The 25,825-nt window shown below is 59.2% G+C and carries 27 protein-coding genes; 12 read left to right on the top strand and 15 right to left on the bottom strand.

The annotated features are described in order from the left end of the window. Positions 1-6: 6 nt before the first annotated feature. Positions 7-1,641, bottom strand: a complete 1,635-nt coding sequence (locus ACR0DJ_RS14405) for a SulP family inorganic anion transporter (RefSeq protein ID WP_480685378.1) — start codon at positions 1,639-1,641, stop codon at positions 7-9. Between the two features lie 166 nt (positions 1,642-1,807). On the opposite strand from ACR0DJ_RS14405, the gene ACR0DJ_RS14400 reads away from it, so the two are divergent. The 3 genes from ACR0DJ_RS14400 (at position 1,808) to ACR0DJ_RS14390 (ending at position 4,239) form a co-directional block, all read left to right on the top strand. Next, a complete protein-coding gene (locus ACR0DJ_RS14400) occupies positions 1,808-2,377 on the top strand; it encodes an invasion associated locus B family protein (RefSeq protein ID WP_480685377.1) in 570 nt (189 codons plus the stop codon). A 66-nt stretch (positions 2,378-2,443) separates the two neighbouring features. Further along, positions 2,444-3,316 (top strand): S-methyl-5'-thioadenosine phosphorylase, encoded by an 873-nt coding sequence (locus tag ACR0DJ_RS14395; protein ID WP_170345014.1) that lies wholly within the window; start codon positions 2,444-2,446, stop codon positions 3,314-3,316. Positions 3,317-3,609: 293 nt separating this feature from the next. Continuing rightward, on the top strand, positions 3,610-4,239 hold the full coding sequence (locus tag ACR0DJ_RS14390; RefSeq protein WP_170345013.1) for a LysE family translocator: 630 nt from the start codon (positions 3,610-3,612) through the stop codon (positions 4,237-4,239). 7 nt (positions 4,240-4,246) lie between these two features. Here the strand turns inward: ACR0DJ_RS14390 and ACR0DJ_RS14385 are convergent, their stop codons facing one another. Continuing rightward, positions 4,247-4,420 (bottom strand): hypothetical protein, encoded by a 174-nt coding sequence (locus ACR0DJ_RS14385; protein WP_170345012.1) that lies wholly within the window; start codon positions 4,418-4,420, stop codon positions 4,247-4,249. A 439-nt stretch (positions 4,421-4,859) separates the two neighbouring features. On the opposite strand from ACR0DJ_RS14385, the gene ACR0DJ_RS14380 reads away from it, so the two are divergent. After that, the gene (locus ACR0DJ_RS14380; RefSeq protein ID WP_170345011.1) at positions 4,860-5,399 is read left to right on the top strand and encodes an adenine phosphoribosyltransferase; all 540 of its coding nucleotides are present in this window, start codon (positions 4,860-4,862) and stop codon (positions 5,397-5,399) included. Between the two features lie 170 nt (positions 5,400-5,569). Beyond that, positions 5,570-6,052 (top strand): fasciclin domain-containing protein, encoded by a 483-nt coding sequence (locus ACR0DJ_RS14375; RefSeq protein WP_170345010.1) that lies wholly within the window; start codon positions 5,570-5,572, stop codon positions 6,050-6,052. A gap of 38 nt (positions 6,053-6,090) precedes the next feature. Here ACR0DJ_RS14375 and ACR0DJ_RS14370 read toward each other — a convergent pair whose 3' ends face one another. The 11 genes from ACR0DJ_RS14370 to coxB form a co-directional block, all read right to left on the bottom strand. Then, positions 6,091-7,506, bottom strand: coding sequence for an FAD-binding oxidoreductase (locus ACR0DJ_RS14370; protein ID WP_480685374.1), 1,416 nt, complete (start codon positions 7,504-7,506; stop codon positions 6,091-6,093). A gap of 38 nt (positions 7,507-7,544) precedes the next feature. Further along, the gene (locus ACR0DJ_RS14365) at positions 7,545-8,363 is read right to left on the bottom strand and encodes an MBL fold metallo-hydrolase (protein WP_170345124.1); all 819 of its coding nucleotides are present in this window, start codon (positions 8,361-8,363) and stop codon (positions 7,545-7,547) included. A gap of 102 nt (positions 8,364-8,465) precedes the next feature. Beyond that, complete coding sequence (locus tag ACR0DJ_RS14360) at positions 8,466-9,050, bottom strand: GNAT family N-acetyltransferase (protein WP_117869702.1); 585 nt, start codon at positions 9,048-9,050, stop codon at positions 8,466-8,468. Next, positions 9,050-10,312, bottom strand: coding sequence for a M16 family metallopeptidase (locus ACR0DJ_RS14355; protein WP_425079778.1), 1,263 nt, complete (start codon positions 10,310-10,312; stop codon positions 9,050-9,052). The genes ACR0DJ_RS14360 and ACR0DJ_RS14355 overlap by 1 nt, the downstream gene beginning before the upstream one ends. Continuing rightward, positions 10,309-11,697, bottom strand: a complete 1,389-nt coding sequence (gene thrC / locus ACR0DJ_RS14350; RefSeq protein ID WP_171616270.1) for a threonine synthase — start codon at positions 11,695-11,697, stop codon at positions 10,309-10,311. Before thrC ends, ACR0DJ_RS14355 begins: the two co-directional genes overlap by 4 nt. After that, positions 11,694-12,371, bottom strand: a complete 678-nt coding sequence (locus ACR0DJ_RS14345; protein WP_171616272.1) for an SURF1 family protein — start codon at positions 12,369-12,371, stop codon at positions 11,694-11,696. The genes thrC and ACR0DJ_RS14345 overlap by 4 nt, the downstream gene beginning before the upstream one ends. Before the next feature lie 156 nt (positions 12,372-12,527). After that, positions 12,528-13,343, bottom strand: a complete 816-nt coding sequence (locus tag ACR0DJ_RS14340; protein ID WP_170345005.1) for a cytochrome c oxidase subunit 3 — start codon at positions 13,341-13,343, stop codon at positions 12,528-12,530. A 22-nt stretch (positions 13,344-13,365) separates the two neighbouring features. Continuing rightward, positions 13,366-13,941, bottom strand: a complete 576-nt coding sequence (locus ACR0DJ_RS14335; protein ID WP_170345004.1) for a cytochrome c oxidase assembly protein — start codon at positions 13,939-13,941, stop codon at positions 13,366-13,368. Further along, entirely contained in the window at positions 13,941-14,102 is a 162-nt protein-coding gene (locus ACR0DJ_RS14330; RefSeq protein ID WP_162896804.1) for a hypothetical protein, read from the bottom strand. Before ACR0DJ_RS14330 ends, ACR0DJ_RS14335 begins: the two co-directional genes overlap by 1 nt. Further along, positions 14,099-15,049, bottom strand: coding sequence for a heme o synthase (cyoE, locus tag ACR0DJ_RS14325; protein WP_170345003.1), 951 nt, complete (start codon positions 15,047-15,049; stop codon positions 14,099-14,101). Before cyoE ends, ACR0DJ_RS14330 begins: the two co-directional genes overlap by 4 nt. A gap of 88 nt (positions 15,050-15,137) precedes the next feature. Beyond that, the gene (gene coxB / locus ACR0DJ_RS14320) at positions 15,138-16,049 is read right to left on the bottom strand and encodes a cytochrome c oxidase subunit II (protein WP_170345002.1); all 912 of its coding nucleotides are present in this window, start codon (positions 16,047-16,049) and stop codon (positions 15,138-15,140) included. Between the two features lie 176 nt (positions 16,050-16,225). On the opposite strand from coxB, the gene tldD reads away from it, so the two are divergent. The 3 genes from tldD (at position 16,226) to topA (ending at position 21,806) form a co-directional block, all read left to right on the top strand. Continuing rightward, positions 16,226-17,647, top strand: a complete 1,422-nt coding sequence (tldD, locus tag ACR0DJ_RS14315) for a metalloprotease TldD (RefSeq protein ID WP_480685373.1) — start codon at positions 16,226-16,228, stop codon at positions 17,645-17,647. A 239-nt stretch (positions 17,648-17,886) separates the two neighbouring features. Continuing rightward, positions 17,887-19,011, top strand: coding sequence for a DNA-processing protein DprA (gene dprA, locus ACR0DJ_RS14310; RefSeq protein WP_480685372.1), 1,125 nt, complete (start codon positions 17,887-17,889; stop codon positions 19,009-19,011). A gap of 167 nt (positions 19,012-19,178) precedes the next feature. Continuing rightward, positions 19,179-21,806, top strand: a complete 2,628-nt coding sequence (topA, locus tag ACR0DJ_RS14305; protein WP_257600227.1) for a type I DNA topoisomerase — start codon at positions 19,179-19,181, stop codon at positions 21,804-21,806. A 64-nt stretch (positions 21,807-21,870) separates the two neighbouring features. Here topA and ACR0DJ_RS14300 read toward each other — a convergent pair whose 3' ends face one another. Further along, on the bottom strand, positions 21,871-22,023 hold the full coding sequence (locus ACR0DJ_RS14300; protein ID WP_480686278.1) for a hypothetical protein: 153 nt from the start codon (positions 22,021-22,023) through the stop codon (positions 21,871-21,873). Between the two features lie 394 nt (positions 22,024-22,417). Here ACR0DJ_RS14300 and ACR0DJ_RS14295 point away from each other — a divergent pair, with 394 nt between their 5' ends. Then, positions 22,418-23,122 carry a CoA transferase subunit A gene (locus tag ACR0DJ_RS14295; protein ID WP_480685371.1) on the top strand — a complete coding sequence of 235 codons (705 nt, stop codon included), beginning with the start codon at positions 22,418-22,420 and terminating at the stop codon, positions 23,120-23,122. Further along, positions 23,122-23,748 (top strand): CoA transferase subunit B, encoded by a 627-nt coding sequence (locus ACR0DJ_RS14290; RefSeq protein WP_152457252.1) that lies wholly within the window; start codon positions 23,122-23,124, stop codon positions 23,746-23,748. The genes ACR0DJ_RS14295 and ACR0DJ_RS14290 overlap by 1 nt, the downstream gene beginning before the upstream one ends. 37 nt (positions 23,749-23,785) lie before the next feature. Here the strand turns inward: ACR0DJ_RS14290 and ACR0DJ_RS14285 are convergent, their stop codons facing one another. Next, positions 23,786-24,652, bottom strand: coding sequence for a lytic transglycosylase domain-containing protein (locus ACR0DJ_RS14285; RefSeq protein WP_257600224.1), 867 nt, complete (start codon positions 24,650-24,652; stop codon positions 23,786-23,788). Between the two features lie 353 nt (positions 24,653-25,005). On the opposite strand from ACR0DJ_RS14285, the gene ACR0DJ_RS14280 reads away from it, so the two are divergent. Both ACR0DJ_RS14280 and ACR0DJ_RS14275 read left to right on the top strand, forming a co-directional pair. Continuing rightward, complete coding sequence (locus ACR0DJ_RS14280) at positions 25,006-25,236, top strand: Flp family type IVb pilin (RefSeq protein ID WP_117869713.1); 231 nt, start codon at positions 25,006-25,008, stop codon at positions 25,234-25,236. A 311-nt stretch (positions 25,237-25,547) separates the two neighbouring features. Next, entirely contained in the window at positions 25,548-25,787 is a 240-nt protein-coding gene (locus tag ACR0DJ_RS14275) for a hypothetical protein (protein WP_170344754.1), read from the top strand. The last annotated feature ends 38 nt before the right edge of the window (positions 25,788-25,825 follow it).

The raw sequence follows: 25,825 nt of genomic DNA, 5'->3' as shown, positions 1-25,825 counted from the left end.
TCGAAGTCAGTGCCCGCCCAGAATACCGGTGCGGACAGAGTAATCTACCGCCAGCTCGTAATCCGGATCATCATCACTGTCGACCATGAGGTGTCCCGCTTTGTTCAGCAGTTTGTGACAGTCGCGGCTCAGGTGACGCAGCATGACCCGTTTGCCTGCCGCCTCGTATTTTGCGGCGATGTTTTCGATGGCTTGCAGGGCGGACTGGTCCACCACGCGGCTTTCGGCGAAATCGATGATAACGGTTTCGGGATCGTTCGGGACGTCGAAAAGTTCGATAAATCCGTCAGAGGATCCAAAGAACAGCGGCCCCTGAATTTCATAGACCTTCGCGCCTTTCTCAGTCTCGGATTCACGCGTAACCGCATGAATGCGCTTGGCATTGTTCCAGGCATAGGCCAGCGCCGAGACGATGACGCCTACCACGACGGCAACGGCCAAGTCCTCCATCACCGTTACGACGGTGACCAGAACGATGACGAAGGCATCGGTCATTGGCACTTTGCGCAGAATCTTGAACGAGTTCCACGCAAAGGTGCCGATCACAACCATGAACATCACGCCAACCAGCGCGGCCAGCGGGATTTGCTCGATCAGGGGTGACGCGAACAGGATGAAGACCAGCAGGAAAAGCGCTGCCGCGATACCGGCAATACGTGTACGCCCGCCGGATTTCACGTTGATCATCGACTGGCCAATCATCGCGCAACCGCCCATGCCACCGAAAAATCCGGTCACGATATTCGACGCGCCCTGTGCGATGCATTCCTGAGAGGCCCCGCCGCGCTTGCCTGTGATCTCACCCACAAGGTTCAGGGTCAGCAGGGATTCGATCAGGCCAATGGCGGCCAGAATGACCGCGTAAGGCAGAATGATCTCAAAGGTTTCCCAGTTCAAAGGAACCATTGGAACATGGAACGCTGGCAGGCCACCTTCGATCGATGCCAGATCGCCGACGCGCGGCACATCAAGGCCAAAACCGATCACGATTGCCGCGACCACCAGAATACCGGCCAGAGGCGCTGGGATGATGCGCGTGATACGCGGCATGATCCAGATCACTGCCATGGTCAGCCCGACAAGAACCAGCATGGTGTAAAGCTGCATCCCGGACAACCATTCGCCGCCGCTCAGTCCATGACCGGTGTTTTCCATGGTTCCGGGCACTTTGAACTGTCCCATCTGGGCCAGAAAGATCACGATGGCCAGACCGTTCACAAAGCCCAGCATGACCGGATGCGGCACCAGACGAATGAAACGCCCCCAGTGCATGGCCCCGGCAATGACCTGAAGGATTCCCATAAGAACAACGGTCGCGAACAGGTATTCGACCCCGTGTTCGGCCACCAGTGCCACCATGACAACCGCAAGCGCGCCGGTCGCGCCCGAGATCATGCCCGGTCGCCCACCGATCAATGCCGTGATCAGACCCACCAAAAACGCCGCGTAGAGACCGACCAACGGGTGCACGCCCGCCACAAAGGCAAAGGCCACCGCCTCGGGCACCAGTGCAAGGGCAACCGTCAGACCGGACAGCAGCTCAATCCGCAGGCGTGAGAAGGTCAGTCCCTCATCTGGCACCCAGCGCAGATCGGGAATGGCGAGGCGATTGGCAAAGCTTGCCAGCAAGGCTCGGGGCATCAGACAGTCCTATAGGATTATATGTTCGCGCGAAGGCGTTGTTGTAGCTGGCGCGCCGGCATTGAGCTACTGCATTATGTGGGATGCAGCCATGCGCAATGCGCATACCTGGCGCTCACGGCAAGGTGATTTGAGGAGCCACTATGAAGCCACCACATGTGAGGCCATGCGTTGGATCCTCTTCTTACTGTTCTTACTGTTCCCGGCCCTTCCCGTCCTAGCACAGGATTTGGATGGCAATGACACGGCCGGCAACTGGCGGGTAACGCATCACGAAATTTTCGGCATCTGGAATTCGATCTGTGACGAGCGCGAAGAAAGCGGCGCGTTACGGCAGCGGTGCTACATCCGACGGGCAGAGGTGTTTTCCCTTCGGCCAAAATTCGCGGCACAGTTCGTTTTCATTACGCCGGAACCGGAAGGTTTCAAAATTGAATTCGGGATCGAGCCGGGTACTTTATTCACCCCATCCGGATTTCGCATCGAAAAGGGCGAAGAAACCACATGGCGCACCCGGCGCCCCGGATGCCTGACCGGGCTTGGCTGTACCTTCGAAGGCCAACGCGCCAAGGCGCTATTGGACGCCATGCTGACCGGCGATGCGTTCCGCTTCGTGTTCCGAGACCGGCACGGGCAGTCACAGGATCTGACCTGGTCTCTGGGCATGTTCGGCGCGGCCTGGGCCGATTTCACCGGGCAATCACAACAGCGCAACCTGTTGACGATGCGGGAATAGGCCTCTTGTCAAATCCGGGCTGAACCCGCACAAATTCAACATCAGGTATTCAGGCGGAGCAGGACAGTGACCCAAACCAGGATAGCCGTCATCGGCGGATCAGGCATCTATGACATCGATGGGCTGGAGAACCCGGAGTGGGTAGAGGTTGAGACCCCATGGGGAACACCGTCAGACCAGATCCTGACCGGGTCGCTGGACGGTATCGAAATGGCCTTTCTGCCGCGTCATGGGCGCGGTCATGTGCATTCACCCACCGATGTACCTTATCGCGCCAATATCGATGCGCTGAAACGGTTGGGCGTGACGGACGTGATCTCGGTGTCGGCCTGCGGATCGTTCCGCGAGCATATGGCACCGGGTGACTTCGTGATTGTCGATCAGTTCATCGATCGCACTTTTGCACGGGACAAAAGCTTTTTCGGATCGGGCTGCGTTGCCCATGTCAGCGTCGCCCACCCCACCTGCCCACGCCTGTCGGACGCATGCGAGACGGCGGGCAAGGCCGCTGGCATCACCATCCACCGGGGCGGCACCTATCTGGCGATGGAGGGACCTCAGTTTTCCAGTCTTGCGGAATCCAGGATGTATCGCGAGCAATGGGGCTGTGACGTGATCGGCATGACCAACATGCCCGAAGCGAAACTCGCCCGCGAGGCCGAGCTGTGTTACGCGTCGATCGCGATGGTCACCGACTATGACAGCTGGCACCCGGACCATGGCGAGGTGGACGTGTCCACGATCATCGCCACCCTGACCGGCAATGCCGAAAAAGGTCGCGCACTGGTCAAGGGCCTTCCATCCCTTCTGGGCGCAGAGCGGGCACCTTGCCCGCATGGCTGCGACCGGGCGCTGGAATACGCGATCCTGACCGCACCGGAAAAGCGCGACCCGGCGCTTCTGGCCAAGTTGGACGCGGTGGCCGGGCGTGTGATGTAAACGCCCGGTTTTTCTACAGATGGCTGAGGATCGCTCCGAAGTCCGGTGTGGCTCCGAGCACTGGTACGGTTTGTCGTTCTGGCCGCGTGTCCGGGTGGCAAGTTCAACAGCTTTTTCTTTCGGAATATCCTGAAGAAAGCCCTGTCTGCATATTCTTCGGTTATGCGTGCAGTACTGTTCGCCTTTTTTTTGAGTCCTGAAACGGGAAATTTGACTCGGGAGCTGTCGACTTGAGCCCAATTCGTAGTATGGCTGAAAACTCGTGTGACTTGAGTTGGAAAAGGAACCGCATCATGCCACTTGAAGTCTGGCTGGCCTTTGTGGCTGCTTCCACGGCATTGCTGCTGATCCCCGGCCCGACGGTGTTGCTGGTGCTCAGCTATGCCCTGTCCAAGGGGCGCAGTGTCGCCGTCGCCTCGGCCACGGGGGTTGCAGTGGGCGATCTTGTGGCCATGACCGCATCCTTGTTGGGGCTTGGCGCGCTTGTTCTGGCTTCGGCCACGTTGTTTTCCGTTCTCAAATGGGTGGGCGCGGCCTATCTGATCTGGCTTGGGATCAAACTGTTGCGCAGCGCACCAGCCGGCGGATTGAGCACGGTCGACACCGGGCGGGATGTCACCGCGCGCAGCGTATTCGGTCACGCAGCCGCCGTCACTGCCCTGAACCCGAAATCCATCGCCTTCTTCATTGCCTTTGTGCCGCAGTTCATACGCCCTGCTGAACCGCTTGGACCTCAGTTCGTCATCCTGATTGCCACATTCGTCGGGCTGGCCTGGGTGAATGCGTTGGCCTACGCCCTTTTGGCAGACAGGTTGCGGCGGCTGATCGGGCGCGCCAGCGTCATTACGGCAATGACACGGTTTGGCGGCTTGACCTTGATCGGCATGGGTATGGCCACGGCGGTCCTGCGCCGACCGGCCTGACACCGCATCAGTCTTCGGCGTGTTCTTTCATGAATCCGCGGATGAACCTGCGGATTTCACGCGCAGCAGACGTGTCCAGCTCTTTGCAAAGCTCGACAAACGAGTCTCGCTCATCCCTGTCGAGGCGCAAGACCAACTGACTGTTTTTCTTGGTCGACCCTTTGCCTTCATTCCCGGCCACGTGCATTTTTTCCCAACGAAGTTATGCTCTATCTGGCGATGCTGTGTATATCCATAACATAGATTTTGTCGTTATCGGGCACTTAACGGCAAGGATAGGAACTGACAATGAACCGTGCAACCTTCTGGCAGTTCTTGAGCCAGATCCATTCAATTGAAGCCGACGACGCCTGAGAACCGGACATGTCGAATTGCAAACCAGACAGCTTGCTCATCGCGCTCCTGGAAATCCGAGCGCCGGGGCTGTTTGGAACAGGTGGCAGCAAGCAATCAAACGGGTCGGGCAATTGTCTTGGCCGGCGCAAAGGTTGCCCCGGTTTTTGTCCTGCTCAACGCTGCAACCTCGCACCCGTGCTGATCCGGCCGCGGAATTGTTCCTTGCATGGCCAACCCTCTTGGGCCAAACACAATATTGCTGTTTGACGCTAAAAGGTTGGCCCATGTCCAGAAACAAATCTGTCAAAGATTATATCCGAACCATTGTCGATTTCCCCCATGAAGGGATCATGTTTCGGGATGTGACAACCCTGTTTGCCGACCCCCGCGGGTTTCGAATGGCAATTGACCAGATGCTGCACCCCTATGCCGGTGAGCAGATCGACAAAGTAGTCGGGCTTGAAGCACGCGGCTTTATTCTGGGCGGCGCGATTGCACATCAGTTGAGCGTCGGTTTTGTCCCGATCCGCAAAAAAGGCAAACTGCCCGGCACAACAATCAGTCAGGACTACAAGTTGGAATACGGAGAGGCGATCGTCGAGATCCATGACGATGCCATCCAACCCGGCGAAAAGATTCTGGTGGTCGACGATCTGCTGGCTACGGGCGGAACTGCCGCGGCGGGTATCAAGCTGATCGAGCGGCTTGGGGGCGAAATCGTCTCGTGCGCCTTCATCATTGACCTGCCCGATCTTGGTGGCCGTAAAGTGTTGGAAGAGATGGGCATGGACGTGCATGTCCTGTGCGAATTCGAGGGGCTCTGACCAGGAGTTTTTCACAAAAACGTGATTGGAAACCGAAAACCGGGCAGGCTTAGCGCGGTTTTCGCGCCGATCAAGCCGCAAAACGGATCGACTCAAGTGATCTTGTGGTCAGGCTGCCCCGTATATTGGGTGATGCTGCTTGAAGCATTTCAACCCAGGGAGTTAAGCTCATGTTCCGCAAATTCGCCGCCGCCGGTGTCGCCTCGATCCTGTTCAGCACTGCTGCAATCGCCGATGGTCACGGCAAGGACATTGTCGACACGGCTGTCGCCGCTGGCAGCTTTGAAACACTCGTCGCGGCGGTTCAGGCCGCCGAACTGGTGGACACACTCAAGGGCGAAGGTCCTTTCACCGTTTTTGCCCCCACTGATGACGCATTCGCGGCTTTGCCCGAAGGTACGGTCGAAGACTTGCTGAAGCCCGAAAACAAGGATCAACTGGTTGCCATTCTGACCTACCATGTCGTGCCGGGCAAAGTGATGTCAGGTGATCTGAGCGACGACATGACCGCTGCAACCGTTCAAGGCGGTGATATCACGATCGACCTGGATTCAGGTGTGATGGTGAATGACGCCAACGTTGTTCAGGCCGACATCGAAACCAAGAACGGCGTGATCCATGTGATCGACAAGGTGATCCTGCCTGCATCGTAGGAAAACACCTGGACACGGCCCAAAGCCCGGGGCCGTGTTCACCCTTTCAAGACCGCGCCGGGGTTCATGATGCCCTGCGGATCCAATGCCAGTTTGATGGCCCGCATTGCGCCCAGCTTGGCCGGATCGCCATAGCGTTCCAGATCCTCGGTCTTGAGGCGCCCCACCCCATGTTCAGCACTGACCGAGCCGTCAAAGGCGTCAACCAGATCATGTATGGCCCGCTTGATCACACCTCTTTGGTCCTCGAAATCCGATCGGCTCTGGCCTTTGGGCGGGAACACGTTGTAATGCAGATTGCCGTCACCAAGATGGCCAAAGCAATTGATCCGAAAGGGCCCGAGACCCGCAATCAAGTCTCTGCCATCGCGAATGAAGTCGGGGATTCTGGAAATCGGGATCGAGATATCATGGCTCGACACTGACCCGATCAGACGATTGGCTTCGGGGATGCGTTCGCGCACCGCCCACAAATCGGCCCGCTGCGCTTCACTTTGGGCGATTACTCCGTCCTGAACCTGACCGAGTTCGTCAGCGCGAACAAAGAGTTCCTCCAACGCGGCAAATGGTGATTGCCCGTCAGCCAGACCCAGCTCGATCAATACGCTCCACTCCGGTGGCGAGGCGAACGGTTGGCGAACATCCGGCAGAACCTCGGCCAGAAAATCAAGCCCCTGCCGGTGGATCAGCTCAAACGTGCTGACCGCCTCACCCACCCTGTCCCGCGCCAAAGCCAGCAGGTCGATCGCCGCTTCGGGAGACGCCACCTGAAACACCGCCGTCCCGATACCGGCGGGTCGCGGGAACAGCTTGAGCGATGCGGCAGTGATGATCCCCAGCGTCCCCTCGGCCCCGATCAGCAGATTGCGCAGGTCATAGCCGGTATTGTCCTTTCGCAGCCGGCTGAGGCCGTGCCAGATCTCGCCACTGGGCAACACCGCCTCAAGCCCCAGGCACAGGTCGCGCGCGTTGCCATACCGCAAAACGTTGACGCCCCCTGCATTGGTCGACAGGTTGCCCCCGATCCGGCAGGATCCCTGTGCCGCCAACGACAGAGGAAACAACCGGTTTACCGCCTCGGCTGCGGCCTGAACGTCTTGAAGAATGGCCCCGGCTTCGGCGACCAGAACGTTCTCGGTCGCAAAGACTGACCGGATGGCGGTCATCCGTTCCAACGAGATCAGCAAAGGCGCCGGATCCTCTGACATCACCTGCCCGCCAACCAGACCGGTGCCGCCGCCATAAGGCACGATCGGGACCCGCGCTTTCGCAGCCAATCCTACCAGCACCGCCACCTCTTCGGTATTGCGCGGCAAGGCCAGCAGACCGATCTGTCCGGCAAACCGACCGCGCGGTTCTTCCAAATACCGTTCTTCTACGGGGCGCAGCACCCCGTCGCCCAGTTTCGAACGGATCAGCGCGGCAAAACGGTCATCAGCGGGGTTCAAACTCATACGCATTCAATGCCCAAGCGATGCGATTGCCGCAAGCCTTATTCAAGATCAATCAGATAGCGCGGCTCAAGCACCACAACCGTGGGGCGGTCCGGAAGGTTCCGCAATGAGACGGTGATTTCCGACACCCCTTCGCGCTCGACCGGAAATGTATCCCTGATATCCGCCAGGAAGCGATCCAGCGAAAACTGCGAGAACCAGTGCATCGGAATGATGACAGAACTTTTCAGCCGTTTCAGAACCGCAATCATCTCGGGCAGAGGCATGGTGGTCCCGCCATCAACGGCGGCCATGACCACATCCAGCCGCCCAAGCGCGGCAAACTGCTCATCCGACGGGACATGATGCAAATGCCCCAGATGACCGATGCACAACCCCTCAACCTCGAACACAAAAATCGAGTTGCCGCGCTCTTCGACCCCACCATAAACAGACCGGATATCGGTCGAGACATTGCGCACCAGCATTTCTCCCAGATCCAGATGATGCTCGATACCTTTCCCGAACTCTCCCCATCCCGGCAGAACATGCGGAATGGCCGGGTCCGGATGGGCCGTCCAATGCGTGCCGTGGGCATGGTTCATCGTCACCACGTCCGGGATCAGGTTTGCGCTGCCGATAAACCCGGTAAAGTCCGTCACCGCATTCAGCCCGCCGCGGGTCTGGATCATGAAGGACGCGTGCGCGATATAGCTGATCCGCACCGAGAATTCCGGTACCGGATCCTGCCAGGCCGCCTTGTGCAGATACTCGATTCCGGGCGCCGCATCGGCAATGGCGATACAGTGGCTTGGCCGACGCTCCTGCGCAGCGGCCCCGCCCGAAATCACCATCAATGCCGCAATCAAACAGCGCATTCCCGAAGTGTAGCGCAGAACGCCCACAAGTCATGCCCCTTGTTCATCTGGCCCCAAATATCCCGGGGGAGGCGCGGCTTGCCGCGACGGGGGCAGCGCCCCCTATCCCGCGTCGGTTTTTCCGCGCCGATCGGACCGCAGGCTGGCATACAGAACATGCGTCCGCCATCGTCCGTTGATCTGCAAATAAGACTGCGCCACGCCTTCATACTTGAAGGCCGAGCTTTCCAGCAGCCCGCGCGACGCCCGGTTTTCCGGCAGGCAGGCGGCTTCGATCCGGCTCAGGTCCAAACGGGTAAAGGCATGGTGAACCATCGCGCCGATGGCTTCACGCATATACCCCTGTCGGGCAAAGGCCTGACCGGTCCAGTACCCCAATGTGCCCGCCTGCGCGGGACCGCGCCGTATGTTGTCCAGCGTGATGGCCCCAACCAAGACGTCATCCTCGCGGCGAAACAGAAAAAGCGGAATTGCCGTCCCGGCCGCTACCGAGCGTTGTGCCCAATACACACGGTTGGTAAAGGATTTGCGGCTCAGGTGGTCCTTGGCCCAGATCGGCTCCCAAGGAGTCAGATAGTCTTTCGAGGCCCGCCGCAACGCGGCCCAATCGTTGAAGTCGGAATGTACAGGCGGGCGCAAGCTGAGCCGCGCAGTCTCGAGTTTCAGCTTGCGTCTGCCCAACAGCATCACGCCGCCCGCCTCTCCTGTAGTTCGGCCAATGTCGGCGCCCCCGAAACCGGCCCGTACAGCGCCAAAGCGGCAGGTGCGTTGACGGCCATCTGCTCGGCGAATACGCGCACATCTTCGGTGCTGACCGCATCAATCCGGGCCACCGTATCTTCCAGAGACGGGACCCGCCCCCAGATCTGAACCAGCCGCGCCAAGCGTTCGGCCCGGTTTGACGGGCTTTCAAGCCCCATCAACATCCCGGCTTTCATCTGCGCACGGGCACGGGCAACCTCTTCCGTGGTCATGTCCTCGGCTGCGCGCTTCATTTCGTCAATGGTGATGGTGGCAAGCTCTGCCACCTGATCTGCCGACGTACCGGCGTAGATCGTCGTCGTACCGGTATCGGCATAGGCACCGGTCTGGGCAAAGATCGTATAGCACAGACCGCGCGACTCGCGCACCTCCTGGAACAACCGCGAAGACATGCCACCACCCAAAGCGGTGGAATAGATCTGCGCCGTATAGATCGCATCGTCGCGATAGCCCGGGCTTTCCAGCGCAAGTGCGAAATGGGCCTGCTCCAGCTCTTTCTCCTGCCGTGCTTCACCGCCGGTAAAACGCGCAGGCTCGGCGATCAGCCCGGTGCGTTGTTGCAGATGACCGAACATCTCTTCTGCCATTTTCATCAGCTGATCGTGTTCCACGGCACCGGCCGCGGACAGGATCATCTGATCGGGGCCATAATGCTCGGCCACGAACCCCGACAGATCCTCGCGCGAGAACGCACTGACCCGTTCGGTCGGGCCCAGAATGGTACGGCCCAGAGGCTGGTCGTGATAGCTCTGCTCCTGCAACCAATCAAAGATTACATCGTCCGGCGTGTCATAGGCCTGGCCGATCTCCTGCAAGATCACGCCGCGCTCAACCTCAATTTCGCGCGGGTCGAAAACCGGGTTCAGGACGATGTCGCCGATCACGTCCATCGCCAGCGCCACGTCATCCTTAAGCACCCGGGCATAATAGGCCGTCACCTCACGCGAGGTATAGGCGTTGATATACCCGCCCACATCCTCGATCGCCTCGGCGATTTGCAGCGCCGAACGCCGCTCGGTTCCCTTGAACGCCATGTGCTCAAGGAAATGCGCGATGCCGTTCTGTTCGATCCGCTCATGCCGCCCACCGGCGGTCACCCAGATGCCGATGGCCGCAGATTGCAGCCCCGGCATGTGTTCACTGACGATACGAAAGCCGTTCTTCAGTTGGTCTTGTCTGACAGTCACTCGGCGATGTGCCCTTTGATATGATCCTCGATGGCACCCAGATCGTTGGCAATCCGGGTCACCCGTTCCGGACGTTCATACAGATCAGACATGCGGGATGGAAGAGGCGGATGCACGTCGCTTGCCTTCTCGACTGCGGCCGGAAACTTGGCGGGGTGCGCAGTGGCCAAGGTGATCATCGGGGTGCCGGTGGCACGGTGTTCTTCACCGACCTTGATCCCGACCGCAGTGTGCGGGCAGACCAGTTCCGCGCTGTGGGCAAGCGTATGCCTGATCGTCGCCAGCGTTTCGTCCTCGGACACCCGGCCCGAGTCGAAAGTCTCGCGCAGCGCCTCCATCGCGCCCTGACTGACGTTGAAACCGCCGGACTTGAGCTCATCCATCAACTGCGCCACGGCTCCACCGTCCTCGCCATAGGCGTAATACAGCGCGCGCTCGAAATTCGAGCTGACCTGAATGTCCATCGACGGGCTGATCGATGGGATCGTGTCGCCCTTGAAATATCCCTCGCCCGACAGACACCGGTGCAGGATATCGTTCTGGTTGGTCGCCACGACCAGACGGTCGATCGGCAGGCCCATGCGCTTGGCCAGATAGCCCGCGAAGATGTCGCCGAAATTGCCGGTGGGCACAGTGAAGCTGACCTTGCGGTGCGGCGCGCCGAGGCTGACGGCGGATGAAAAGTAGTAAACGATCTGCGCCAGCACCCGCGCGAAGTTGATCGAGTTCACACCGGCCAGTTTGACACCGTCGCGGAAGTCGAAATCATTGAACATGTCCTTCAGCGCGGCCTGACAATCGTCGAAATCGCCATCCACGGCCAGAGCATGAACATTGCTGTCCGCAGGCGTCGTCATCTGGCGACGCTGCACCTCGGACACGCGGCCATGCGGGAACAGGATGAACACGTCCACCGCGTCCAGCCCCCGGAACGCCTCGATAGCGGCCGAGCCGGTGTCACCACTGGTCGCGCCGACGATGGTCACGCGATCTCCGCGACGCTTCAAGGCCACCTGGAACAGTTGACCGATCAACTGCATGGCGAAATCCTTGAAGGCCAGTGTCGGCCCGTGGAACAGCTCCAGCAGAAAATGGTTTTCGTTCAACTGCTTCAGCGGCGCGCGGGCGTCATGGCCGAAACCTTCATAGGCGCGGCCGATGATCTGCTTGAACTCATCCTCGGCAAAGGACCCGCTGACATAAGGCCACATCACGCGGAATGCGATGTCTTCATAGGACAACCCAGCAAGCGCCGCGATCTCGTCATGGCTCATCACGGGGATCTCGGCGGGCAGATACAGACCACCATCGCGGGCCAGACCGGTCAGCATCGCCTCTTCAAAGGTCAGTTCTGGCGCTTGGCCACGGGTCGAGATGTATTTCATTGCTCTTCTCTCTCAGAAGGGGCGCGGTTGCGCCACAGGAAATACCCGGTCATCACAGCCCAGACCAGAGCCAAGCCAAACCAGGTAATTGCATATTGCAGGTGATCGTTTGGAATTCCCGCCGTATCCACCGGCAAAGGCGTCACGTTCGGGTCGGTCTCAGACCGCGCGATCAGCAGCACCGGCTCGGCCCCCAAAGCGGCGGCCAGATTTGGCACGTCGCGGGCAAACCAGATGTTTTCATCGATATCGGGTTCAGGCGTGTAACTGTCGACCTCATCCGGCCAGTGCAGGTTGCCGGTGATCTCCATCGGGCCGGTCAGACGCGGCGTCTGCTTGGCCGTTGTCGGTACAAAACCCCGATCCACCAGAATTGTGCGGTCCTCGGTGCTGAACGACTGGATGATCCGATACCCTGCCCCCACCTGTTTGACCGAAACAAGCACATGGATTTCGCCTGGTTCCATCTCGCCCATAACCGTCACCGGAAGATATTTGTCAGAGTCTTCTGAAACCTGCCGGGGCAAGGCGGTGGGTGCGGCTGAGATTCGGCTTTCGATCTCGGCCAGCACCTCCTGCTTCCAGGCCAGACGCTGAAGCTGCCAGATGCCCAGCGACAGCAGCACGCCCAAACCGGCAAGGCCGAAGATCAGCGGGAACAGAATGCGGCGCATGTCAGGGTCAAACCTCGTTTCAGGAACCGGCGTCTTGTTAAGGGGCGTGCGGGCCAAATTGCAACCACGCAATTGTATGGGGCGCAATCTTGCGCCCGGAATAGAGAAAAAGCCGCCCCAAGGGGCGGCTTTTGCAATTGGATCACCTGACCGGTCTTACATCAGCGGAGCCTGTCCCCAGATGTAGACCGCGAAGAACAGGAACAGCCAGACAACGTCAACGAAGTGCCAGTACCAGGCGGCCGCCTCGAACCCGACATGTTTTTCAGGTGTGAAGTCGCCCTTGAGGGCCCGGATCAGGCAGACCGACAGGAAGATGGTGCCGATAATGACGTGGAAGCCATGGAAGCCGGTCGCCATGAAGAAGTTCGAATAGAACTGATCGTCGCCAAACTTCCAGCCTTCATGGGCCAGCAGCTCGTAATACTCAAACGCCTGCAACCCGGTAAAGGCGATGCCCAGAACGATACCGATGGCCAGACCGTTGATCAGCGCCTTGCGGTCATTGTCATGCACCAGCGCGTGGTGCGCCCAGGTGATTGCACAGCCTGACAGCAACAGGACCAGAGTGTTGATCAGCGGCAGGTGGAACGGGTCAACCGCGTGGATGTCCGGCTGGATGTATTCGGTGCCGGCATAGTCGTACATCGGGTACATGCGATGTTTGAAGAACGACCAGAACCAGGCAAAGAAGAACATCACCTCGGACATGACGAACAGGATGAAACCGTAACGCAGGCCGATGCGAACCACAGGAGTGTGGTCCCCCTGGCGGCTCTCGACAACGACTTCGGACCACCATGCGAACATGGTGTAGAGAACTGCAACCAGACCGGCCCAGAACATCCACGGCGTCACGCCGTGCATCCAAAGGACGGCTCCGAACAACATCACAAAGCCGCCGACAGCTCCGATCAGAGGCCAGATCGACGGGGCCAGAATGTGATAATCATGGTTTTTAGCGTGTGCCATCAGCGTCCCTCACCTACAGGCGTTAGTTCGTGTTTGTTTCTGCCTGCGCTTCAAGGGCGGCATAGCCCTCGGGCAGGTCGATTTCGTAGAATGTATACGACAGAGTGATCGTATGAACATACTTTGCTTCAAGATCTTCGACCATTTCAGGATCGACGAAGAAGGTCACCGGCATTTCTACGCGTTCACCGGGTTGCAGCACCTGCTCTTCAAAGCAGAAACAGGCAATCTTTTGAAAATACCCGCCTGCCGAATAGGGTGCCACATTGTATGAGGCCTGCCCCGCGATTGGGCGATCCGTTGGATTGTAGGCCTCATAGAAAGCCAGTCCGGTCTCGCCGATGCGCACTTCCATCTCGCGGACGACGGGCTTGAATTCCCAGGCCATGTCCTTGGCCTTGGATGCATCAAACCGTACGGTGACCGTGCGGTCCAGAATTTCTTCGGGGGCGGCTTCGGCAACACCCGTTGTTCCGCCAAATCCGGTAACGCGGCAGAACCAGTCGTAGAACGGTACCGATGCCCAGGCCAGGCTGCCCATCAGGACAACCACACCCACGGTTTGGGCGACCGTTTTCTGCGGACCAGACAGCGCCATCAGTTCTGCACCTCCTGCGTGGCCATGTTGAAATCAGTACCCGAGACCTTGACGATGGTCAGGCCAAAGATGATCACGATAAAGGCAGCCAGCGTCAGTCCAACGCCCAGATTGCGGCTGAACCGGCGCTGATGCAGTTCATGGCTTTTGCGCAGGCTCATGACCATCCTCCCAAACCATAGGGCTTCAGCAAGGCTTCGGCCAGAACAGCGCCGAAATGCAGGAAGAGATAGAGCAGCGAAAGTTTGAAAAAGCTGCGTTCGACCTTGAAGTTGTCGGCCTCCGAGTCATCCTCGGTCCGACGCGAAATTTGCCAGGCGCCGCGCAGGAACAACGCGTTCAACACCAGAGCCACGGTCAGGTAGATGGGACCACCGATGCCAGAAAACGCGGTTCCCACCGCCAGAATCGCCAGCAGGGCCGTATAGACGAGAATGTGTACACGCGTTGCACGGCGGCCGTGTGTCACGGTCAGCATGGGCACGCCCGCATCGTCATAGTCCGAGCGCATGAACAGGGCCAGAGCCCAGAAATGCGGCGGTGTCCAAATGAAGGTCAGGGCAAACATCAGCCACGGCTCAACCGCCATGGACCCGGTTGCAGCCACCCAGCCGATCACCGGAGGGAAAGCGCCCGCCGCGCCACCGATCACGATGTTCTGCGGCGTCGAGCGTTTCAGCCACATCGTGTAGACAACGACATAGAAAAAGATTGTGAAGCCCAGAAACGCGCCCGCGAACCAGTTGGTCGCAAGGCCCAGCATGATAACCGACAGGCCCGACAGGGTCAGGCCGATGGCCATCGCCTCACCCTCATCCACCTTGCCGGAGGGGATCGGGCGACCTTTGGTGCGTTTCATCACCTTGTCGATATCCGCATCCCACCACATGTTCAGCGCACCGGATGCGCCGCCGCCGATGGCGATGAACAGAATGGCGCAGAACCCGACAAAGGGGTGGACCGGAACCGGGGCCGCCAGCAGACCGACCAGCGCCGTGAACACGACCAGAGACATCACGCGCGGCTTCAGCAGGGCGAAGTAATCGCCAAAGCTGGCCTCGTCCGCGTGGGCGGTCACTGTGCTGGCATTGATGCTTGCGTCGGTCATCTCGGGTCCTTTTGGGGCGAAAGCTGCGCGGTCAGCCCGCACAGCCTGCATTTCGTGTCAGGCGGGCTTCAACCCGCCCTCAGCGTGCTCAGTTCGAAGCAACCTGATAGTTTTGCGGCAGACCCGCATATTCTTCGATCGCGCCTTGCAGCCACTGGTCATACGCTTCCTGGCTGACGACTTTGACGGTGATCGGCATATAGGCATGGTCTTTGCCGCAGAGTTCCGAACACTGACCGAAGTAGATGCCTTCTTTCTCGGCCTGGAACCACAGCTCCGCCAGACGACCGGGTACGCCATCCTGCTTCACGCCAAAAGACGGGATGGTCCAGGAGTGGATCACGTCAGATGCGGTAACCTGCATCACGACAACCTTGCCAACCGGAACGACCACGGCGGTGTCGGTGGCCAGCAGCCATTCGTCTTCGCTGTAGCCGGCATCCGCCAGCTTGGCACGCATGGCATCATCCAGAACAAACGGGGTCACGTCCGCGTCGGCCGGGCGCGCGCCCTCGTCCAGAGTGGCCGGATGACCCAGCAGGTAGCTGTCGAACGCGAATTCGTGATCGACATATTCATAGGTCCAGTACCACTGGTTGCCCACGACTTTGATGGTGATGTCGCCTTCGGGGATTTCCTGCTGTTTGAACAGAACCGGCAGCGAAAACGCACCGATAAAGACCAGAATCAGGATGGGGCCAAGGGTCCAGGCAATTTCAACCGGGGTGTAGTGCGAAAACCTTGCCGGCTTGGGGTTTACACGTTCGTTGTAGCGCACGATGCAGTAGACCAGCAGACCGGCTACCAGCAGGCAGATTGCGGTGATGATCACCAGAATCATGCCGTCCAGACGCTGAATTCCCGTGGCAAGGCTGGTAGCCGCGGGTTGGAAACCCATACCGCCGTCAACCGGCTTGCCAATAATCTCAAGCTCCTGAGCCATGGCTGGAAGGCTGGAGAGGGCTGTCATAAACCCTGAAAGCATCAAAGCATTCTTCATGTTCTGTCCTGATCGTTTGATCTTTGCGTCCCTGGCGAAAAGGTGTGAATCGGTCGCACCTCTCCCGTTGTCTTTGGCCGCGTTAAAAACCATATTCCGTCGGGTAGATAAAGCAAAATGCTTGCGTCAAACAGACGCTATTTTTGATCTGGATCAAACCCGAAAGGTCCCAACCCATGTCCGACGCCCCGTTTCGCCCCTTTGAAAGCGCTCTTCCGCACGATGAAGCGCTTGCCATTTTGCGCTCGGCCACGGACGGTGCCGAGGACGGAGAGCTGTTTGTCGAGCGGCGGAAATCCGAGTCTCTCGTGTTCGATGACGGACGTCTGCGCACCGCGTCCTACGATGCGTCGGAAGGGTTCGGGCTGCGTGCCGTACAAGGTGAAGTGGCTGGATATGCGCATTCGACAGACGTCTCGATTCCTGCCCTGAAACGGGCGGCGGAAACCGCAAGACTGGCTGTGGGGGATGGCGGCGGGGTCCTGGCGGATGCTCCGCGTTCCTCCAATACGCGCCTCTATACGGACGAAGACCCGATTGAATCCGCCGCGTTCCCGGTCAAGATCGAGACATTGCGTGAGATCGACGCCTTCGCCCGCGATCTGGACCCGCGTGTGGTTCAGGTCAGCGCCACGATCGCGGCAGCCGTGCAAGAGGTCGAAATTCTGCGCCCCGATGGTGTGATGGTCCGTGATGTGCGCCCCATGACCCGCGTGAACGTGTCGGTCATTGTCGAACAGAACGGACGCCGCGAAAGCGGATCCGCCGGAGGTGGTGGCCGGGTTGGCCTGAGCGGGTTGATCGACCCCGCCGACTGGCAGGCCAAGGTACGCGAAGCGCTGCGGATTGCGCTGGTCAACCTGGACGCAGTTCCCGCACCGGCCGGTGTCATGGAAGTCGCGCTTGGCCCCGGCTGGCCAGGCATTCTGCTGCACGAGGCCATCGGCCACGGCCTGGAAGGCGACTTCAACCGCAAGGGCAGCTCGGCCTTTGCCGGGTTGATGGGTCAGCAGATTGCTTCCAAAGGTGTGACCGTGGTGGATGACGGCGCGATTGCTGATCGTCGCGGTTCGATCAGCGTGGATGATGAGGGCACGCCCAGCGCACGCACGGTGCTGATCGAAGACGGCGTCCTGACCGGCTATATGCAGGACCGCCAGAACGCGCGGCTGATGGGGGTTGCTCCTACCGGCAACGGGCGGCGGCAGAGCTATGCACACAAACCCATGCCGCGCATGACAAACACGATCATGCTGGGCGGCGAAGCCGACCCGCAGGCTCTGGTGGCTGATATCAAGGACGGCATCTGGGCGGTTGGCTTCGGCGGCGGTCAGGTGGACATCACCAATGGCAAGTTCGTTTTCTCGTGCACCGAGGCGTATCGCGTCGAAAACGGCAAAATCGGCGCGCCGGTCAAGGGCGCCACGCTGATCGGTGACGGGCCCTCGGCCTTGAAACGCATCCGCGGGCTGGGCAACGATATGGCGCTGGACCCCGGCATGGGAACCTGTGGCAAGGACGGACAATGGGTGCCGGTGGGTGTTGGCCAGCCGACCGTCCTGATGGACGGGCTGACTGTCGGCGGATCGGCCGCCTGAGTCGGACGCGGCGCAATCCAAGAGGCGCAGGGTTAACCCAGCGCCTCTTTTTTCGCGAAGATCGCCTTTAGTGTTCAAAGCGCTCCTTCTGACTGAAAGTTTTTTATTTTATTTATTATCAATATCTTACATTCGACAACCCTGACAAGATTGCAAAAAAACACTTCTAATTTTCAACGATTCACAAGCTGTTAACTGCCTGTCCCGTAAACCAGTTCTGCAACAAGGCGGAGCAACGGATGACCGAAGAGCAGCTTTCTTCCAATCACCCCCCACTCCCACCCACCACGGAAGAGGACCGGTTTTCGTGGCTTCGTCTGTTGCGTTCTCGCAAGGTCGGTCCGGCGACATTTCGTCGGCTGCTTCGCGAACATGGCTCAGCGCAGAACGCGCTGGCCGCGCTGCCTGAAATGGCACGCGCCGCCGGTATAACAGGGTATGAAACCTGCCCCCCCGGCGTGATCGAGGCGGAACTCAGGGCCGCAAAAGCCGCCAAAGCGCGGCTTTTGTGCCTTGGGTCCGCTGAATTCCCCGCGACCCTGGCTGAACTGAACGAAGCCCCGCCGCTGCTTTGGGCGATCGGGGACCTTTCGCTGCTGCAAAAACCAGCGATTGCGATGGTCGGTGCGCGAAACTGTTCCTCGCTCGGCGCGCGGATGGCCCGTGGCCTGGCCACCGAACTGGGCAGCAAGGGGCACGTTATAGTCTCTGGCCTGGCGCGTGGCATCGATACAGCCGCGCATATGGCCGCGCTGGAGACCGGCACGGTGGCTGTCATGGCCGGTGGCGTTGATGTGATATATCCCACCGAAAACACGGAACTGGCCCATGATATCGCGTCCAGCGGCTTGCGGATTTCAGAACAACCGATGGGCGTGACGCCGCAGGCGCGGCACTTCCCGCGTCGTAACCGGATCATTTCGGGGCTTGCGCAGGCGGTTGTCGTCGTCGAGGCTGCTGCCAAGTCCGGCAGTCTGATCACGGCACGGGACGCATTGGATCAGGGGCGCGAGGTTCTGGCCGTTCCCGGCCATCCGTTCGATGCGCGGGCCGCCGGTTGCAATCTGTTGATTCGTGATGGCGCCACACTTGTCCGAACCGCTGAAGACGTCATTGAAGCCTTGCCGCGGCAGGACGACCTGTTTTCCCGGCCAACCGAACCGCCCTCGGAACCAATCGCGCGCCCTGCAAGAAACCTGCACGAGCAGATCATCGCGCGGCTTGGCCCCTCGCCCATCGCCGAAGATCAATTGCTGCGGGATATCGCGGCCTCGGCCGGTGAGCTTGGACCGGCGCTGATCGACCTTGAACTTGATGGGCGAATCCAGCGTCAGCCCGGAGGTCTGCTGTCGCTGGCAAGTTGATCGAACCCTCGTTCCGGCGTGCCCGGTTTCTGAAGATCTGTGGTAGCGCACTGAAATCACGCCGCTTTTCCACCGACGAAAGGAACGCATTGACAATTCCTGCTTGCCCCACACATTTTGCACCACCATAGAAGGCGCCAAATTCGTCGAGCGAGGATTCCCCTTAAATGCCCGTAGTTGTTGTAGAATCTCCGGCCAAAGCAAAAACAATCAATAAATACCTGGGCCCCGACTACACAGTTCTGGCCTCTTACGGCCATGTGCGGGACCTGCCGCCAAAGGATGGATCGGTCGATCCTGAGCATGACTTCTCGATGAAATGGGAGGTCGGCAACGACAGCCGCAAGCATGTCAAGGCCATTGCCGACGCGTTGAAAGAAGACAATGCGCTGATCCTCGCCACCGACCCCGACCGCGAGGGCGAGGCGATCAGCTGGCACCTACAGGAGGCGTTGACCAAACGCCGCTCGATCAAGAAGGATACGCCCGTCAGCCGCGTGACCTTCAACGCCATTACCAAGGACGCCGTGACCGAGGCGATGCAGAACCCGCGTCAGGTCGATATGCCTTTGGTCGAGGCATATCTGGCCCGCCGCGCGCTGGATTATCTGGTGGGGTTCAACCTGTCTCCGGTTTTGTGGCGCAAACTGCCGGGTGCTAAATCGGCGGGTCGCGTGCAATCCGTCTGTCTGCGCCTGATCGTCGAACGCGAGATGGAAATCGAGGCATTCAAGCCGGTGGAATACTGGTCGGTTCGGGCGCTGTTCGAGACACCGCGCGGGCAGACCTATGAGGCGCGTCTGGTCACGCTGGCCGGCAAGAAGCTGGACAAGCACGATCTGGCCAACGCGACGCAGGCCGAGCTGGCGGTTCAGGCCATCACCAGCCGCGCGCTGAGCGTGACCTCGGTCGAGGCCAAACCCGCCGCCCGCAACCCCAGCGCGCCGTTCATGACCTCGACCCTGCAACAAGAAGCCAGCCGCAAGTTCGGCATGGGTGCGCGCCACGCAATGCAGGTGGCGCAGCGGCTTTATGAGGCCGGGTACATTACCTATATGCGGACCGACGGCATCGACATGGCGCCCGAGGCCGTGGCCGCGACCCGCGAGGCCATCGCTGATCGCTACGGCGCGGAATATGTACCGGACAGCCCGCGTATCTACAAAAACAAGGCCAAGAACGCGCAGGAAGCGCACGAGTGTATCCGCCCGACGGATATGTCGCGCGATGCCAAGGCGCTGAAAGTGACAGACGAGGATCAGCGCAAGCTTTATGATCTGATCTGGAAACGTACCATCGCCTGTCAGATGGCCGCCGCGCGTCTGGAGCGCACCACCGTCGAGATCGGCAGCGACGACGGTCAGGTCGGCCTTCGCGCCACGGGCCAGGTCGTAATGTTCGATGGGTTCATGCGGGTGTACGAAGAAGGCCGGGATGACGTCGCGGACGAGGATGAAAAGCGTCTGCCACAGATCACGCAGGGCGATCCGGCCCGTTTTGCCAAGACCTCTCTGAAGGATCAGTTTGCCAAGGCGACCAGCGACAGCGGCGACAAGGTCGCGAAAGAAGCGATCCTGTCCGAGAACGAATCCGTTCTGGCCCTTCAACACCACACCCAACCGCCCCCGCGTTATACCGAAGCGACACTGGTCAAAAGGATGGAAGAGCTGGGGATCGGACGGCCTTCGACCTATGCCTCGATCGTAACGACGATCCAGGACCGGGAATATGTCCGCAAGGACAAGAACCGGCTGATCCCCGAGGAAAAGGGGCGGATCGTTACGATCTTCTTGCTGAATTTCTTCCGGCAGTACGTTGGCTATGAGTTCACCGCCAATCTGGAAAAAGAACTGGATGACGTCAGCGCCGGGGAACGCGACTACAAGGACCTGCTGGGCAAGTTTTGGCGTGATTTTTCAGCCGCGATTGGCGAGACGTCCGAGCTGCGGATTTCCGAAGTGCTGGACAGGCTCGACGAAGCTCTGGCTCCGCAGCTCTACCCGCCGCGCGAGGATGGGTCCGATCCACGTATCTGCCCGAAATGCGGTACCGGTCAGTTGCACCTGAAGACCTCGCGGACCGGTGGGTTTGTCGGATGCGGAAACTATCCGGAATGTACCTATACGCGCCCGATTGCCGGTGAAGGCGCGGAAGGTGACGAAAGGCTGCTGGGTGAAGATGCCGGGGATGAGATCTGGTTGAAATCCGGCCGGTTCGGTCCATACGTTCAGCGGGGCGAACCCACGCCCGAGAACAAAAAGCCCCCGCGCGCATCCCTTCCGCGCGGGTGGAGCAAGGATGACATGGACCTGGAAAAGGCTCTGACGCTTCTGTCCCTGCCCCGTCAGATCGGCGAACACCCCGAAGGCGGCATGATTAGCGCGAATTTCGGGCGGTTCGGTCCTTACCTGATGCATCAGCTGCCGGAGGAGGCAAAGCCGGTCTATGCCAACCTCAAAGACCCCAATGACGTGTTCGAGATCGGCATGAACCGCGCCGTTGAGTTGCTGGCCGAAAAACGGGCAAACCCCGGTCGGGGACGGCGGGCCGCGGCGAAGCCTCTGAAAGAGTTGGGTGAGCATCCGGATGGCGGCGCGATGCAGGTTCTGGACGGGCGCTATGGGCCCTACGTGAAATGGGAAAAGGTCAACGCGACGATCCCCAAGGACATCAAACCCGAGGACGTGACGCAGGAAATGGCCATCGAGCTTGTCAACGAGCGCGCTGCCAAAAAAGGCACCAAGAAAAAGGCCGCGCCCAAAAAGAAAGCAACCACCAAGAAAGCAACAACCTAGGCTGACAGGTGGTCGGGGTTGGAAAAGCCCCCTGCAATCGCCTTTTCGACATTGCGGCGGGCTGTCAGCGAATGACCTGGGCTGAGGGCCGCACCGCACTTTGAGCGTCGTCTGCCGGTCTTCCGAACCGCTTGAGCTTGGAGAGGAACCGGGCGCGGCCTGATTTCTGGGCAGCGGCGGTCAGGACATAGACGATCAGGGCTGTATTCTTGTCCACCCCCTGACAGCCGGTATCGCTGGCCAGAACGAAGGCCTCTTTGTCCTGCTGCGCACACCGTTCATTGGCGGTTGAAATTGCAGATTCAAATGAAGACTTCTCAGAGTATCCGGCACCAACAGCTTTGATCTTGTTATCATCGAGCTGAAGTACCGCCGCCTGCTCAGGCTCATAGGCTCACATAGCCAAAAGCGCAGCACCAGCGGTTGCTTCGGCACAAATTCGCTTCATGTTATCAACCTCCTATAATGGTGCGGCAGACATGTTGAGCCGCCTGATCAATTGCAACAGCTCTTTCCATTGGTAGAAATACGACCCCGCCTCCGGTTTCATTGACTTCCCCGTGACGCGACGGCACAACCTGCCCATCACCATGTCATTGGGGGAGTTTTCCATGAAGAAAGTCTATGCCAATGCCACCGAGGCGCTCGATGGGCTGCTGTCGGATGGCATGCTGATCGCCGCTGGCGGGTTTGGCCTGTGCGGCATTCCGGAATTGTTGCTTGAGGCCATCAGGGAATCGGGCGTCAAAGACCTGAGCTTTGCGTCGAACAATGCAGGTGTGGACGATTTCGGCATCGGCATCCTGTTGCAGACCAAGCAGGTCAAAAAGATGATCAGCTCGTATGTCGGTGAAAACGCCGAGTTCATGCGCCAATATCTGAGTGGTGAGCTGGAACTGGAATTCAACCCCCAAGGCACATTGGCCGAACGGATGCGCGCCGGTGGGGCGGGCATTCCCGGTTTTTACACCAAGACCGGCGTCGGCACCGTGATCGCCGAAGGGAAAGAGCACAAGGACTTCAACGGCGAGACCTACATTCTGGAAGAAGGCATTTTTGCCGATCTGGCCATCGTCAAAGCCTGGAAGGCTGACGACACCGGCAATCTGGTGTTCCGCAAGACCGCCCGCAATTTCAACGTTCCTGCCGCGACCTGCGGCAAGATCTGCGTGGCCGAAGTGGAAGAGATCGTACCGCGCGGTTCGCTGGATCCCGACTGCATCCACCTGCCCGGTATCTATGTGCATCGCATCGTTCAGGGCGAACACGAAAAGCGCATTGAACAGCGCACCACCCGCAAGAAGGAGGAAGCATAATGCCCTGGGACCGCAATCAGATGGCCGCACGCGCGGCAGAGGAACTGGAAGACGGCATGTATGTGAACCTCGGCATCGGCATCCCGACGCTGGTGGCAAACTATGTGGGTGACAAGGACATCACGCTGCAATCGGAAAACGGCATGCTGGGCATGGGCCCCTTCCCCTTTGAGGGCGAAGAAGACCCGGACCTGATCAATGCGGGCAAGCAGACGATCACCGAGTTGTCCCGCACGGCCTATTTCGACAGCGCCACGTCGTTTGCCATGATCCGCGGCGGCAAGATCGCGGCGGCAATCCTGGGCGCGATGGAGGTCGATGAGAAAGGCGATCTGGCCAACTGGATGATCCCCGGCAAGCTGGTGAAAGGCATGGGCGGCGCGATGGACCTGGTTGCAGGCGTCGGACGGGTCATCGTGGTGATGGACCACACCAACAAGCACGGCGACAGCAAGGTGCTGAAGGAATGCACCCTGCCATTGACCGGAAAGGGCGTCGTGGATCGCATCATCACCAATCTGGGTGTGCTGGATGTGGTCGAAGGCGGTCTGAAAATCGTCGAACTGGCGGAAGGTGTCAGCGAAGACGAGCTGCGCGCCGCGACGGAAGCGACAATCGTTTCCTGATCAATTGCAAAGGCCCGCCAGATCGCGGCGGGCCTTTTTAGTTGGAAGTCTGAAAAACACAGCCGTCGGAAATCAGGTCCGGCGGCGTCGTGCACAAGGCCCGCGCGATCTGGAACGCGGCGAGGACTTTTGGCACGTAGTCTCGGGTTTCAGCATAGGGCGGCACGCCGCTGTGTTTGCGTACGGCCCCCTCACCCGCGTTGTATCCAGCCAATACAAGTATTGGATCATTCCCGAACTCTTCCATCAGCCAGTTGAGGTATTTTACACCGCCCGCAATGTTCTCAGAGGGCTGAAGGCTGTCCTTTACCCCGAATCTGGCCGCCGTGGCGGGCATCAACTGCATGAGCCCCTGCGCGCCTGCGGAACTGACCGCGTCTGCGCGCCCGGCCGATTCCACCGAGATGACCGCAAGCACCAGCGCCGGTGAAACATTGGTTCCCACAGTGGAACGAAGGATCTCGATCCCGCGTTCCTTTGCGATATCTTGCAGCGATTGCAGTCGCGGTGATCTCACGTTGGTTGCGGCCAGGGCGTTGATGGCCGCGTCAAGCCGCCCGGCCCCGCCTTCATCAATGTGCGGTGAAATCCGGTTCCAGAAAGCCTTGTACGATCCATTGGGGTCTCGTTTGACCTCCGCACCGGGCGCCGGCAGCGGAGCGACTTTGGTGCGCGCGATGATTTCCGGCACCACCAGTTCAGTGCCCGTGCTGGGCGCTGAAGGCTTGGCTGCGTGTTCTTCCGGTGTGATCTGCACGGTCACACGCGGACGTTCACCGGGTTTTGGGGCTTTGACGCGTTTGTATACGCCGCGCGGCTCTGTCTCGGTCGCATTTACGGATGCGGTGCCCGATATCAGAAACGCCAGCACACCGGCGCATTGAAGTGCGTTCCGGAGATTCATTTGCCTGCCTCGTGTTTTCTTTTTAGGCGATTTGAACCCCGAATCTTCCCGCAAGGCCAGAAAAACAAAGCGAAATGGGGCAGTTTCGCCTCATTTGGCGCAATTTTGCATCGCTACAGAGCCTTCGGCTCAATCGTGGTGATTTTTTTACCCTTTATTTTCATATGGTTATCCAATTTATAACCAAAAAGTTAAGCTGCGCGAAAAAAAATCGGTGTTTGGCCCAATTCCTGCCATGCCCAACAGTCAAACATAGTCCCATACCGAGACGGACATGAGCGGACTGAGAGAGAAAGCTCTGAAAGACGCCGAGGTTTGTTAAACTCTTTTTGATCCTTTAGGAGGGACGTAACATGATCAAGTTCATCAAGAACTTCCGCAAAGACGAAGACGGCGCAGTAACAGTTGACTGGGTTGTTCTGACCGCAGCAGTCATCGGCCTGGCCGCCGTTGCATATCAGCAGATCTCGGCTGGCGCCACTGGCCTGGCAACCGGCGTAAACGAAGCGCTGAACGCCGCATCGCTGAGCACCGGCAGCAACACCGCGACAGGTGGTATCACCGGCGAAGGCAAAAGCAACTAAGTTGCTGACCTAGAGAATTTTCAAGGCCGCGCTCAACGGGCGCGGCCTTTTTTTGTGACCTGAAACTGCCCAATCTCAATTTCGCTAAATCTTGCAGGCAGGCAAGCTGTGAAGGCAATCGCGACGCCCGGGGTATTTTGCTGCAACCCCTGTGTTTCTTCTGTCCCGATCAATTCGACACACGCGCGGTCTCTGCCTGAGACCGAAATTTCCTTCGAAATCAATATTTAGCCCAAATTTCGCCATCCGCGCGAACCAGTTACGGGCCAACCTGTCGGTGGCACTGACGCGACGTATTTGGAGATAAGCACATGTTCAGGTTCCTTAATCAGTTTAAATCCGACGAAGCAGGAGCGGTGACAGTTGACTGGGTGGTATTGACCGCCGTGGTCATCGGATTGTCGGGCGCGACCTACCTTGTCATCAGCTCAAGCGTCAACAGCATGGGCGGCAATATCAACGGGGCCATGAACAGCGCCGTCGTCAGCACCGGGTCGAACACTGCACCGTCTGGTATTATCACGGCGGGAACCGCTGGCGGCGGAAACTAAGTCGCGGCAGGTGTACGCATCAGCTGTTTTCCAAAGAC

The sequence above is a fragment of the Ruegeria sp. BF10 genome, assembly GCF_056538725.1.
This window is presented reverse-complemented; position numbering and strand designations above follow the sequence as displayed.